Origin of the sequence: Arthrobacter sp. CAN_A6, from assembly GCF_015751715.1 — a bacterium.
GTDB lineage: Bacteria > Actinomycetota > Actinomycetes > Actinomycetales > Micrococcaceae > Arthrobacter_D.
Map to the genome: position 1 here is coordinate 49,147 of NZ_JADOUV010000003.1, position 12,759 is coordinate 61,905.

At 64.9% G+C, this 12,759-nt stretch carries 13 protein-coding genes; 6 read left to right on the forward strand and 7 right to left on the reverse strand.

Going from position 1 to position 12,759, the window contains the following annotated elements:
* Positions 1 to 3 precede the first annotated feature (3 nt).
* The gene (locus IWX75_RS06495) at positions 4 to 264 is read left to right on the forward strand and encodes a DUF3253 domain-containing protein (protein ID WP_196821437.1); all 261 of its coding nucleotides are present in this window, start codon (positions 4 to 6) and stop codon (positions 262 to 264) included.
* 90 nt (positions 265 to 354) lie between these two features.
* Here IWX75_RS06495 and IWX75_RS06500 read toward each other — a convergent pair whose 3' ends face one another.
* From IWX75_RS06500 to IWX75_RS06520, 5 genes are read right to left on the reverse strand one after another with little or no spacing between them, the layout of a single operon-like run.
* The gene (locus tag IWX75_RS06500) at positions 355 to 1,281 is read right to left on the reverse strand and encodes an aldose 1-epimerase family protein (RefSeq protein WP_196821438.1); all 927 of its coding nucleotides are present in this window, start codon (positions 1,279 to 1,281) and stop codon (positions 355 to 357) included.
* Positions 1,274 to 2,272, reverse strand: coding sequence for a glycoside hydrolase family 43 protein (locus tag IWX75_RS06505; RefSeq protein WP_196821439.1), 999 nt, complete (start codon positions 2,270 to 2,272; stop codon positions 1,274 to 1,276). Before IWX75_RS06505 ends, IWX75_RS06500 begins: the two co-directional genes overlap by 8 nt.
* Positions 2,272 to 3,162, reverse strand: a complete 891-nt coding sequence (locus tag IWX75_RS06510) for a carbohydrate ABC transporter permease (RefSeq protein ID WP_196821440.1) — start codon at positions 3,160 to 3,162, stop codon at positions 2,272 to 2,274. Before IWX75_RS06510 ends, IWX75_RS06505 begins: the two co-directional genes overlap by 1 nt.
* The gene (locus tag IWX75_RS06515) at positions 3,162 to 4,130 is read right to left on the reverse strand and encodes a carbohydrate ABC transporter permease (protein ID WP_026548653.1); all 969 of its coding nucleotides are present in this window, start codon (positions 4,128 to 4,130) and stop codon (positions 3,162 to 3,164) included. Before IWX75_RS06515 ends, IWX75_RS06510 begins: the two co-directional genes overlap by 1 nt.
* Positions 4,131 to 4,135: 5 nt before the next feature.
* Positions 4,136 to 5,449 carry an ABC transporter substrate-binding protein gene (locus IWX75_RS06520; protein WP_196821441.1) on the reverse strand — a complete coding sequence of 438 codons (1,314 nt, stop codon included), beginning with the start codon at positions 5,447 to 5,449 and terminating at the stop codon, positions 4,136 to 4,138.
* A 193-nt stretch (positions 5,450 to 5,642) separates the two neighbouring features.
* On the opposite strand from IWX75_RS06520, the gene IWX75_RS06525 reads away from it, so the two are divergent.
* From IWX75_RS06525 to IWX75_RS06535, 3 genes are read left to right on the forward strand one after another with little or no spacing between them, the layout of a single operon-like run.
* The gene (locus IWX75_RS06525; RefSeq protein ID WP_196821442.1) at positions 5,643 to 6,668 is read left to right on the forward strand and encodes a LacI family DNA-binding transcriptional regulator; all 1,026 of its coding nucleotides are present in this window, start codon (positions 5,643 to 5,645) and stop codon (positions 6,666 to 6,668) included.
* 44 nt (positions 6,669 to 6,712) lie between these two features.
* Positions 6,713 to 8,563 (forward strand): glycoside hydrolase family 2 protein, encoded by a 1,851-nt coding sequence (locus IWX75_RS06530; RefSeq protein ID WP_196821443.1) that lies wholly within the window; start codon positions 6,713 to 6,715, stop codon positions 8,561 to 8,563.
* Entirely contained in the window at positions 8,556 to 9,422 is an 867-nt protein-coding gene (locus IWX75_RS06535; protein ID WP_196821444.1) for a phytanoyl-CoA dioxygenase family protein, read from the forward strand. Before IWX75_RS06530 ends, IWX75_RS06535 begins: the two co-directional genes overlap by 8 nt.
* Positions 9,423 to 9,437: 15 nt before the next feature.
* Here IWX75_RS06535 and IWX75_RS06540 read toward each other — a convergent pair whose 3' ends face one another.
* Positions 9,438 to 10,466: an isopenicillin N synthase family dioxygenase gene (locus IWX75_RS06540; RefSeq protein ID WP_196821783.1), complete on the reverse strand. Its 1,029-nt coding sequence runs from the start codon at positions 10,464 to 10,466 to the stop codon at positions 9,438 to 9,440.
* 207 nt (positions 10,467 to 10,673) lie between these two features.
* Here IWX75_RS06540 and IWX75_RS06545 point away from each other — a divergent pair, with 207 nt between their 5' ends.
* Complete coding sequence (locus IWX75_RS06545; RefSeq protein WP_196821445.1) at positions 10,674 to 10,994, forward strand: putative quinol monooxygenase; 321 nt, start codon at positions 10,674 to 10,676, stop codon at positions 10,992 to 10,994.
* Between the two features lie 100 nt (positions 10,995 to 11,094).
* On the opposite strand, the gene IWX75_RS06550 is transcribed toward IWX75_RS06545, so the two are convergent.
* Positions 11,095 to 11,709: a GNAT family N-acetyltransferase gene (locus IWX75_RS06550; protein WP_196821446.1), complete on the reverse strand. Its 615-nt coding sequence runs from the start codon at positions 11,707 to 11,709 to the stop codon at positions 11,095 to 11,097.
* A gap of 78 nt (positions 11,710 to 11,787) precedes the next feature.
* Here IWX75_RS06550 and IWX75_RS06555 point away from each other — a divergent pair, with 78 nt between their 5' ends.
* Positions 11,788 to 12,750 (forward strand): alpha/beta hydrolase, encoded by a 963-nt coding sequence (locus IWX75_RS06555; RefSeq protein ID WP_196821447.1) that lies wholly within the window; start codon positions 11,788 to 11,790, stop codon positions 12,748 to 12,750.
* The last annotated feature ends 9 nt before the right edge of the window (positions 12,751 to 12,759 follow it).

The window sequence follows — 12,759 nt, forward strand, 5'->3', positions numbered from 1 at the left end:
GGGATGACGACGTCGGCCGGGTTGGCCCAGTTGCGCTCCGAGATCCTCCGGATTGCCGAACACCGCGGAACGGACAAGACATTGTGCCCTTCGGAGGCAGCCCGCAGTATCGGCGGAGAGAACTGGCGTGAGCTGATGCCCGAGGCCCGGCGCGTCGCCTTCGTTCTGGCGCGGGAGGGCGCCGTTCAGGTTACCCAGCGCGGAGAGGAAGTCTCGGAGGGCGTTCGGGGCCCGATCCGCATCCGGTGGGTCAAGCCGTCCTGAGGTCCGCGGGCAGCCGCCGGCATGACCACAGAGGCTCCACGCCGTGCACGACCGCTGCCCCACCTTCCGCCGATGAGCCGGGGCTCCGACCTACACCGAATGGATGGTCCAGCCCGTTCCGAATGACCCGCCGGGCTCGATGACGATCAGGTCCGTGCCGGAGTTGAATGCGTCCGGGGGGCAGGTCATGGCTTCAACAGCCATTCCAAGCCGTGAGATCGATTCGTCCGGCTGGTCTGCCGTGTGGATCTGGACCCAGGGGCAGGTTCTGTCGAACGTCATTCCGGCCCCGTGGCCACCGGGTCCCGCCACGCTGACGGTGACCAGGCCGTCGTCGTCGTAGTCCAGAGAGGTGAAGGCGTGGTCGAGGAACGTGGTCCCGACGCGCCGGGGAGAGCGGAAATCGAAATTCCCGTCTACCGGATTCAGGCCGGTGGGGATCAGCCGGTCCTCCGTCACGGCCAGGTAGTGGCTTGCGGGCAGGGACAAGGTCAGGTCGTCGACCTTCCCACCGCCGTCCCCGAGCAGATACGGATGGGCCGCGGTGCCGAACGGTGCGGGCGAGGGACCCGTATTCACCGCCTGGATGCGGGTGTGAAGTCCTTCCGCTGTCAGGCTGTAGGTCGCCTGGACCTCCAGCCGGAAGGGGTACCCCGATTGCGGGACCACCTGGGTGCGGAGCCTGACGGCGCTTCCGCCGCGCTCCACCAGCTCCCAGTCGTTCCAGACCACCAGCCCGTGCAGTGAATGGTGGCGTTCGGGTTCGGTGAGGCCCAGCACGTGGTTCCTGCCGGCGAAAGCGTATCTGCCGTCCACCACCCGGTTCGGCCAGGGGGCGAGGACTGCTCCGCGGAAGAACGGCCGGATGCCCTCCGGGGCGAACGGAAGAACAAGATCGCGGCCGTCGAACGCCAGTTTCCTCAGTGACGCACCAACGCTTGCGATCGATGCAGTGTAAGCGCCGAACCGCAGGTCATACTGGTGGCCGGACAGCGGCGCCGGGCTGCCCTCACTCATCGCCGGCCAGGGAGAGTTCCGCACCCTGCCACTCGACGGGCTCGGCATGCAGCGACCGATAGGTGACGGCCGGGTCCCAGCTATGGAACAGAAGGTATTCCTGGCCATCGGGGCCGGTGACGAGGTCCTGTCCGCCCGGACCTACATAACGCCCGTCGAAGGACTCCGAGGAGAGCAGGGGCTCAGGCGATTTCTCCCACGGACCCGCCAATGTCGAGGCCGAGGCGTACCCTACGTTGTAGGCGGCGCCGCCGTAGTCGTTGCTCGAGTAGAGCAGGACATACCTCGAGTCCTGGCGCACGATCGTCGGAGCTTCCACCAGGCTGCCCTCCCAGTCGAGGGTCTGGGTGACGAGTTTCTGGATCGGCCCTGCCAGGGCAAGCCCGTCCGCACTCAGTGGAGCCGTCTGGATCCACGTAGCGAGCTCGCAGCAGTTGCCGTCGTTCTTCCAGACGAGGTGGAGTCCCTCCTCGGAGGAGAAGGTACTGGCGTCGATGGCCCCGCCTTCGTCCTCCGGACAGACCAGCATGCCCTCTCCCAGAACGGTGAACGGCCCGGCAGGATCGGTGGCGGTTGCAACACCGATGCATTGGAGGGTCGGGTCGAAGTTCGTTGCCGTGAAATAGAGGACGAACTGCCCTTCGGACACTTCGGTCACCTCCGGCGCCCAGGTCTTTCCGGGGATGGTCCAGGAAGGAAGGTCCGGCAGGGCGTCCTCGGGAAGCTGCTCCCACTCCACCAGGTCGGTCGACGTCGCCACCTGGACGTTCTTGCGGTTACCGTTCGACGCGTAGGCGTAGTACGTGTCGCCCACCTTGAGGACATCAGGATCCGGGAAGTCCTCGTCGAGGACCTGGGTCGAGGACGAATCGGCCGCGGTACCGGATGCCTCGGCGTCCGCTGGTTCCGGGGCCGGGGAGCACCCGGCTGTGGCGGCAACAAGAAGGCCTGCCGCGACAGCCGGGAGGATCGATCGCCCTTGTCGGCTCATCAGCCTTTCACTCCGGAGCGGGATACGCCCTCGATGATGAAGCGCTGGAGGAAGACGAACAGGGCCAGCACAGGCACGCTTGCCACGACGGCGCCCGCCATCAGGAGGTCGTACCGCACGGCGTTCGCCGACTGCAGGGTGGACAACCCCGGGGGCAGGGTTTGCACCTCGGGGCTGAACAGGACATAGATCGGCCAGAGGAAGTCATTCCAGTTCGTCAGGAATGCCAGCAGGGCGAGGGTGGCCATGGCCGGCTTTGCGAGCGGCAGGATGATCTTGGTGAACATCTCGAAGCGGTTGGCGCCGTCGAGCCGGGCAGCCTCCTCGAGGTCGTCGGGCAACGCGATGAAGAACTGGCGCATGAAGAACACGCCGAACGCCGAGGCCGCCGTCGGCACGATGATCGCGACGAGCGAATTGAGCCATCCGAGATCACTCACGATCAGGTAATTGGGGATGACCAGGATGACCGGCGGTACCAGCAGGGTGGCGACGATCACGGCGAAGACGATCTTCTTGCCGCGGAAGTTCATGCGGGCCAGCGGATACGCCGCCAGGGAGGCGGTGACGACCACGAGCGCGGAGTGGAGCAGCGCCGCGATCATGCTGTTGACGAACCAGCGAAGCACGGGAGTGTTGCTGTCCGGAGCCAGGATCGTCCGGTAGGCCTCCAGCGAGAAGGGGTTGGGGATCCAGGTGGGTGGGATTCCGGTGGCATCGGCACGCGTCTTGAAGGACGTGATGATCATGAAGATCAGCGGACTGATGAACACCAGCGCAACCAGGCTGAGGATGACGAGCCGCACGATCGAACGACGGCGGCTGCCGGGCACGTGGCGGTCAGCCGTGGGGGTGTCTTTCCCGTTGACAGTATCCATGGCCTGGCTCATCAGGACCCCTTCTTTTCGCGGAACAGCCAGAAGACCACGAGGCTGAGTCCAATGAGGAAGACGGTCAGCACGTAGCTCATGGCCGCGGCACTTCCCATCTGGAAGTTGCGTAGTCCTGTATCGGCGATCTGGTAGATGGCCGTGCGCGTTTCCCTGCCCGGGCCGCCCTGGGTGATCAGGAACGACTGCCCGAACATGTTCACGGAGGCGATCAGGGTGACGATGGTGACGAAGGACAGCACCGGACGCAGTCCGGGAAGGGTCACGTTGACGAACTGCTGCCAACCGTTGGCGCCGTCCACCCGGGCTGCCTCGTACAGTTCCGCCGGGATGTCCTGCAGCGCGGCAAGGTAGATCACGGCGTTGAAACCGAGGGTCCACCACACAGTCACCCCGACGAGTGCAACCCACGCGGCGGGCGTCGAGGTTGTCCAGGCTATGTCATTCGGAAGGCCCAGAAGCCCCAGGTAGTAGTTGACGAGCCCGATGTTGTTGTCCAGCAGGTAGCGCCAGAGGACGGCCACGACCGCCACGCCGAGTACATAGGGGGCGAAGTACACCGCCCGGAAGAAGTTGCGCCCGGGGAACTTCTTCGCCATGAGGAGCGCCACCCCGAGGGGGATGGTGAGCAGCAGTGGCACGCTGAACAGGGTGAAGATGCCGGTTGCCTGCATCGAACCCCAGAAATTCTGGAACTGGGCGGAGTCGGGCTGGAACAGCTCGGTATAGTTCTGCAGCCCGACGAACGGCTTCAGGGGCCGCGTGTAGTCCCAGGTGTGCAGGCTGATCCAGGCACCGAAGACGATAGGTACCAGCACGAAGCCGATGAACAGGATGAGGTACGGAGCGAGGAACAGCCAGGGTGTTCCTGGTGCCTGCCGGCGGATTTCGCGGGGCGATGACTTGGCGCGGGACTGCCGGGGTGCCCTCTGCTCTGAGGGGGCACCCCCTTCCTTCAGGGTCGTCATGATCCCTACCCTCCGAACGACGCTTTATTCTCTTCCATCAGCTGCGAAGCGTTCTCGGCGGCTTCGGTCATCGCTTCCTCGGGAGGCATCTCGCCCAGGATCGCCTTATTGACGCCGACTTCGAGTGTTTCGGTCTGTACGGCGCCGATTCCGGGAATGGCCGGCAGGAACCGCATGACGTCGATGTTCTCGGCGATCGCTTCCTGCGGCATGCCGTCGAGCGCGCCTCCGGTGCGGACCGATTCGCGGGCGGGAATCATGCCGGAGCCGGCCCACTCCTCGGAGTTCTCGCTCATCCAGGCAATGAACACCTTGGCCGCGTTCTGCTTGTCGGCGTCGGGTGTTGCCTGGCGGGGCAGGAAGAAGTTGTGGGAGCTGCCCCACACGGCTTCCTCGGAACCGATGGTGGGGAGGGGAACTGCAGCGTAGGGCAGGCCGGAGGCCTCCAGGTCGTTCAGCTGCCAGATACCGTCCCAGGTAATGGAGGTCTCACCGTTCTTGAAGGCCACGTACTGCGAATCGAGGGCAACGTTCGAGGGACTGTACCCGTTCTCGATGATGTCGGTCTGCCAGTTGATGGCATCCAGGCCTTCCGGTGACGCGAAGTTGGCCTGGGACGCTTCGGCATCGTACGGATTTCCGCCGTTCTGCCATAGCAGGGACAGATTGATCAGGTGGCTGGGCCATAGCGACGGCATCCAGAAGGGATTCTCGTAGCCGGCTGCCTGGAGCTTTTCGAGTGCGTCCTCGAATGACGCTGCATCGGTGGGAGCCTCGGTGATGCCGGCTGCTGCGAAGTGCTCGGTGTTGTAGTACATCGCCAGGGAGTGCACGTCGAGGGGAACGCCGAAACGCTCCTCCTGGTACACGCCCGCGTTCCAGACTTCCTCGGTGAAGTCGTCGGCGGTGAGTTCGAGGGTCTCGGTGAGGTCGTCGACAGGAACGATGACGTTGCGGGCAGCGTTGGTGGAGAGCTGGTCCAGGTGCATGACACCGACGTCCGGGCCTTCGCCGGCGGTGACGGCCGCCGGAAGCCTCTGGTAGAAGTCCGCCCACTGCATGGTGTTCGAGACGACCTCGATATTCTCATGCTCGGCGTTGAATTCCTCCACCATCCCTTCCATGAAGGGACCGTCGCCTCCCGTGAAGCCGTTCCAGTAGGAAAGCTCCACCGCCGGGCCGGTGTATTCGCCGGTGAACTCCGCGGCTGCCTCTTCTCCTCCGGAACCCCCGCAGGCCGTCAGGCCCAGAAGTGCGACAGCACCAAGGGCTGTGACGGCCTTCAGGCGTTTGCGGGTGAATTGCTTGGGATGAGTCATTCTTGTCCTCCTCGTTGAAAACGTGTGCGTCTGTCCTGGCTACCACAATGGGGCAGCTTCTGACCTCGAGCGGCAGTGTGTGATCCAACTTACAGCGCTGTAAAGAAGCTGTCCAGTGCCGGGTGGGCGGAAAGGAGGCAGCTGAACGATGAGCAAAAACAGCTTTAGACTTGGACGGACCGAGGAGATGCGCATGAAGAAGGTTCGGCTCGCCGATGTGGCAAAAGTGGCAGGCGTATCGATGAAGACGGTATCGAACGTGGTCCACGACTATCCCCATGTGACGCCGGAGATGCGTCGGAAGGTCCAACTGGCGATCGACGAACTCGGCTACAAGCCGAACCTCACCGCACGTCGCCTGGCGACCGGAAGAACCGGGATGATCGCTTTCGCCATTCCCGAGATCGACCATCCCTACTTCTCGGAGCTGTCCCGATACATCGCGGAAGAAGCGAGCCTGCGCGGCTACCGGGTGCTGGTCGAGCAGACGCTGAACAACCTCTCGGCGGAACAGGCGGTGTTGAGCGACCGGGAGGCGGGACTGGTGGATGGGGTGATCTTCCACCCCGTGCGCATGCAGCCCATGGACATCGCGATGCTGCGCCGGGACGTCCCCCTGGTCCTGCTCGGTGAATCCACCATGCCGGTGACGGCCGATCACGTGATGATCGACAATGTAGCCGCCGCACGCGACGGCGTTCGGCACCTGGTCAGGCAGGGCCGCCGCCGGATTGCGTTCCTCGGGCTCGTGGCGGGCGATATCACCGGATCGACCGACCAGCGGCTTCTCGGCTACCAGCAGGGTCTGCTGGAAGCGAATCTGCCGCTCGACCCGCAGCTCGTCTTCTCCGCGCCGGATTTCTCACCCGAAGACAGTGCGGCAGCGGTGCGTCGGGCCCTTGCGTCCGGGATTCCGTTCGACGGCATCATCTGCCGCGATGACAGGTTCGCGACGGGTGCGCTTCACGCCCTGCGGGGCGCCGGGGTGAGAGTGCCCGAGGATGTGGCGGTCATCGGATGGGATGATACCGAGCTCGGGCGCTGGGCCACACCGCGCCTCACCTCGATCTCTCCCGACAAGAGGGAACTTGCGGCAACCGCTCTTGAAATGCTCGGTGAGAGGATCGACGGGCTGCAGGGCATCGGCCGGCACCGGATCGTTTCCCACTCCCTCAGCATCCGGGAAAGCGCACCTGCCGAAGCATCAGTGCTGATGTAGGGGAGCTGCTTTACAGCGCTAGAAAAATGGGACAGGATATCCGCATGCCCATTGCAGATTCGTTCAGTGCCAGTGTTCAAGACGGCGAGTACCCGCGTCCCCAGTTCGTCCGTCAGCACTGGACGGACCTCGGCGGAGAGTGGGATTTCGACCACGACGACGACAACGTGGGCATGGCCGAGGAATGGTTCGCACCCGGCAACAGTCTGCCTCGAACCATTACCGTTCCATTCCCGCCGGAATCCGTGGCTTCCGGCATCAATGACACAGGGTTCCATCCCGTGGTCTGGTACCGGCGCACCATTACCCAGGAGGAGATCGGTCGAAGCGGCCGCACGACGGGCGACGACCGCGTCCTCCTGCATTTCGGCGCCGTCGATTACCGGGCGACCGTCTGGATCGACGGTCAGCTGGTGGGGTCCCATGAGGGCGGACAGACGCCGTTCTTCGTGGATATCACCATCCACACCCGGACACCCGGGGACCTCGCCCTCGCGGTCCGCGCGGAGGACGATCCCCACGACGTCGCACAACCGCGTGGCAAGCAGGACTGGCTGGAGGATCCGCACGTCATCTGGTACCACCGGACCACCGGTATCTGGCAGCCGGTGTGGCTCGAGTCCGTTCCTGCGGTGTCGATCGAGGAGATTGCGTGGGAGCCACAGGTCGCGGCGGGTTCGGTCAAGCTTGAACTCGACCTGTCGGCACGGCATCCCGATGCGGTCACGGTGAAAGTCGAACTGAGCTACAACGGACGCGGCCTGGGAACACACACGACGACGGCGGACGAACCCCACGTCGTGATGAATTGCGCCATAGCGCATCAGGCCAACGGCCAGGCCTATGAGTCCCTGCTGTGGTCTCCGGAACACCCCCGCCTCATCGATGGCAAAGTCTCACTGCTCGATTCCGCCGGGCGGGTTCTGGACGAGTTGTGGTCCTACTTCGGAATGCGCAGCGCGGGCACGGCAGGCAGTCACTTCCTCCTCAACGATCGTCCCTACTACGTCCGGTCGGTCCTCGAGCAGGGCTACTGGCCGGATTCGCTCCTCACGGCCCCGGACGCCGCCGCGCTCCGCGACGAGGTGCAGCTCATCAAGGACCTGGGGTTCAACGCCGCCCGGTTGCACGAGAAGGTCGAAGACCCTCGATTCCTCTACTGGGCGGACCGCCTCGGCCTCCTTGTCTGGGGGGAGATGGGCAGCACTTTCGAGTTCTCGCCGACAGCGGTGGAAAGGGTCGCCCGTGAATGGGCGAGCGTGGTGAAGCGTGACCGGTCCCATCCCTGCATCGTGACGTGGGTTCCGCTGAACGAGAGCTGGGGTGTCCAGCAGATTGCACATGATCCGGCCCAACGCCATTTTGCCCAGGCCATGTACCACCTCACGAAGGCGCTCGACGCATCACGGCCGGTCATCTCCAACGATGGCTGGGAGCATGCGGAGTCGGATCTCTTCACGGTCCATGACTACGCCGTGACCCATGAGAAGCTGCATTCGCACTACAGCAACTCCGCCGCTTTCCAGTCCCTGGTCGACGGCGTGGGGCCCGCAGGACGCCGCTTGAGCGTCCTGCCGGAGCTGGCGAGGACGCAGCCCGTCATGGTGTCGGAGTTCGGCGGCGTCTCCTACGCGCCGGACAGTCCCATCGACACCTGGGGCTACTCGACCGCGGATTCGCTGGAGGACTTCGCTTTCCGGTTGGAGGCGCTCTTCTCAGCACTTCACCAGAGCCCCATCCTCGCCGGCTTCTGCTACACGCAGCTGACGGACACCCTCCAGGAGGCGAACGGACTGACCGACGAGAACCGGAAGCCGAAGCTCCCGATCGCCGAAATCCGGAAGATCGTGATGGGTGAGGCATGGACCTCCGGATCCGAGGCCGACCATGGGTGAGGCAGCGCACGGCCACCCGGCTTTGGAGTCCCGGATCCCGGAGGGCGCGAGCGAGGAAGTAGTTGCGGCCGTCACCGGCCTCTACATGCAGGGCGTCATCGGACGGAAGGGGGCGTTCTCCCGGAGGTGGGCTTCCGAACTGCGCGAGGACATCGACGCCGCGTTCACGGAGGCCCTGTCGAGGCCGGGCGGCGCGGTGGGCCGGGGACCCAAGCGGTACTACGTCGAGATCCACCCCGAACAGCTGCGTGGCTGGCTGGAGCTGGTCGACCACCCCTGGGTTCGGATGGTGTGTGAATCGGTTCTTGGACCGGACTACCAGATTGTCGAACTCGGGTTCGACGTACCCGGTCCGGGGGCGGTGAACCAACCGTGGCACCGCGACTTCCCTATGCCGGAGGACACTTGGGCGAACGGACGGTTGACGTCGCTGGCGTTCAACGCCACGGCCGTCGACACCGAAGAGGACATGGGGCCCTTCGAGATCGCGCCCACTACGCAGTGGGACCTTCCGGATGGGTTCGAGCACGGCATGTTCCCCCCGAAGTCGGGATATGCCCGGTACGAGGCACTGGCCGAGCGGAAGTATCCGAAGATGGGGGATATCTCGGCACGTTCGGCACTGACCATCCATCGTGGCACGCAGAACAGATCACAGAAATCCCGACCCGTCCTGGTGCTCGGGGTGGACGCTCCGGGCGCAGGTAACGCTGAACACCATTCCATGGAAGTCACGAGGGAGTTCCTCGGTACCCTGCCCCAGCGCGTCCGGGACCACATCGTATGCCCCGTGGTGAGCGAGTTGACTCCGATCACTCAGAAGCATTCGATCGAAGGCCTCATGATGGGCGAGGCCTGACCCCGGTCTTCCTGCCTACCTGGCAGCGAGTTCGGGGTGGTGCAGGCCTGCCACGTCCGGGTGGGCGCGCATCCGACCCTTCAGCATGTTCGAACCGTAGGACGCGAGCATGGGGTTGTCCGGATCATCCGAGATGCCGCGCGCGTTGGCCTTCAGCTCGGGAGCCAGTGGCACAGGGTCGATGACGGCGTCGAGCCGGGGGGACCAGAAGAACGGGACTGCGTAGCGGTCGACGCCGGGCGGCGGGGACTGCACACGGTGGATGGTTGCGGCGAGGTAGCCTTCGGTGGCCACCTCGAGCATCTCTCCCAGATTGACGACGAGCGCCCCCGGGATAGGTTTCACGGGCACCCAGGCGTCGGTCCCCAGGGGGAGTACCTCGAGCCCACCCACCTCGTCCTGCAGCAGCAGGGTCACGAATCCGTAGTCGGCGTGCGCGCCGACGCCCTGGTTCCCTGTCTCCTGCGCTCCGCCACCGACGTAGTGGACCAGCTTTGCCATCCAGGCCGGTGCCTCTTCGAACGGCTCTGCAAAGTAGTCCTCGGGGAGCTGGAGCGCGACGGCGATCGCCGAGAGCAGTTCGGCTCCCACTCCCGACATCAGCTCCGCCCACTGCATCGCAGCGTCCTCGAGCTCGGGCAGGATGTCCCGCGGCCACAGGTTCGGGCCCTGAAGCAGCCAGTAGGGCTCGTCCTCGGGGTAGCTTTCCAGGGCGGGACGCTCGGGCGAGAAGTCGATCTGTTCGCGGGCGTCGGGGCGGCCCTTCGTCACTTCGGTGCCCAGCCTGGCATAACCGCGGAAGTGCGCGGATGTCCGGTTGTCCAGTGTGAGGCGGTCCTCCAACGGCAGATCGAAGAACTGCTTCGTCACGCTGAACAGGGAGTCCACCTGGGATTCCGCTGCTCCATAGTTGGTGAGCTGGAAAAAGCCGACGGTGTGGGCGGCCTCGCGAAGTTCGTCGATGAACTCGGGGTTGAATGTTCCATCGGCAAGGCGAGCGGAGCTGAGATCAAGGATGGGGATCGAACCCTGGTTGTGCTGCATGCGCAGGAGACTACCCCTGTTCACCGGCCCGCCTCCGGTTTGCGTTACGCAGTGTTTCTTCCTTGACCTTTCCTTCCGGGGTAGCACTCCTCCGGGTACGTCTTCATGCCACCTCCCGACGACGGCGGACCTGACCAAAACCGGAGAAACCTTATACGTTTGAGGAACGAGCTTCGTCAGTAGTGTCCAACAGGAAGGCGTTCCCGCATGATCTTCATCGTCGTCAAATTCAACGTCAAGCCCGAATGGAGCGATCGCTGGATCGCCCTCACCAAGGATTTCACTGAATCCACCCGCCAGGAGCCCGGCAACCTGTGGTTCGACTGGTCCCGCAGCGTGGAGGACCCCAACCGCTTCGTGCTCGTCGAGGCCTTCGAGGACGACGCCGCCGAAGCACACGTGAACAGCGACCACTTCTCACAGGCGATGCAGGACATGCCGCAGGCCCTGGTCGAGACGCCGGAGATCATCAGCGAGCGCATAGGTGCCGGCGGTTGGGGTCGGATGGGCGAACTCAGCGTCCCCTGATTCCTGCCGACCCCGGCGATCTTTGCCGCACCCGGCGATCTTTGCCGACCCCGGGTGAACCTGGCCGATACCGGCCAGGCCCTCCTAGAACCGGGTGGACCTAGCCGATGCCGCTCGAACCGGCAGCGGGAAGCGACCTCTCCAGGATGAAGTCATCCTCGAACCGGTCGCCGAGCCGGAACCGTTTGGTGCCGACCCGTCCGAAGCCGCACCTGTCGTAGAAGCGGATGGCGCGGTGGTTCTCCTGGTTGACGCCGAGCCAGATCCCGGGAAAGCCGCTGCGGGAGGCGTGGGCGAGCGTTTCGTGCATCAACGCACCTGCTGCGCCCCGCCCGTGGTTATCCGGGTCGACGTAGAACTTGCTGAGTTCCATCACCGGGGAGAGCGTCAGGGCGGCGAGTACATCGGGATCGGCCGGCTGGGTGCGCACCAGCATGCTGTAGCCGCCCACCCTCCCGTACCCGGGGCTCCCCTCCGGAAGACCTGTCTCACGGAGGCACAGCACAGTCCGGTCCGGGTCCGCCAGGTACTCGGTGAATCGCTCCGCCGAGAGATGGTTCGCGAGGAAGTGCTCGATGTCGACCGGCCGCGAATCGGGCGGGCACGCCAGCGGAAACGTCACTGCGGCGCATTCAGCGAGGGCGGCGGCGGCGTCCGGGGTTGCTTCGCAGATGATCCGCGGCTCGGTTCCGGAGGTCCCGGTAACGAAAGTCATGCCCCAAACGTATAGCGCCGGGGCAGGATGGCAGGGCATACGATCGGGAGACTACGTTGTATTGCGAAAGGATCCTTCATGCCTGCAGGGCCAGAGACGGACGACATCCTCGGGGCGGACTACGCGGCGCGGACCCTTTTCCTGAAGCCCGACGCCGAGGGCGACGTCGTGGCAACCCTGGTACGGCGGAGGGGCGGCGCGGGAAGCTCCCGCGCCGTGCTCTATGTCCACGGCTTCGTCGACTACTTCTTCCAGGCCCACCTGGCTGACGCGTGGGCGGCAGCCGGCTACGATTTCTACGCCCTCGACCTGCGGAAATACGGCAGGTCGACGCTCGGACACCAGACGCCGAACTACATCACCTCGCTCGAGGAGTACGACGAGGAGCTCGACGAGGCAGCGCGGATCATCCGGGACGACGACGGCCACAGCGTGCTGGCCGTCATGGGCCATTCGACGGGCGGCCTCATCACGAGCCTGTGGGCGAACCGGCGCAGGGGCAGGGGCATCGTCGACGCGCTGGTCCTCAACAGTCCGTGGTTCGACCTGAACGCGAGCCTGTTCCAGCGGACGATCGGAACGGCGGCCGTGCACCGGCTGGGGACCCTCCAACCCCGGAGGCAGGTGAGCAGCCTCGGCCCGGCCTACGGGCGCTACCTCCACGTCGATTCCGGGGGCTCCTGGCAGTACGATCTCGCGTGGAAGCCGCATGGGGGATTCCCGGTCCTTGCCGGTTGGCTGAGGGCCATCCGGCGCGGACACGCCGAGCTCGCGAGGGGACTGCGCATCGACTGCCCGGTGTTCGTGGCGTGTTCGGACGCGAGTTCCTCAGCTCTTCGGGAGCCCGGGAGGATCGACTCCACCGACGTCGTGCTGAACGTCTCGCATATTGCGCGCGGAGCGGTGAAGCTGGGGCGGTCGGTGATGCTCGTGCGGGTCCAGGGCGGCATCCATGACCTTGCGCTGTCGCCCGAGCCTGCGCGCTCGGAATTCTTCGGGGAGCTGATGCGCTGGCAGGCAGGATACGTCCCGGGAGGCTAGAACCCCGTC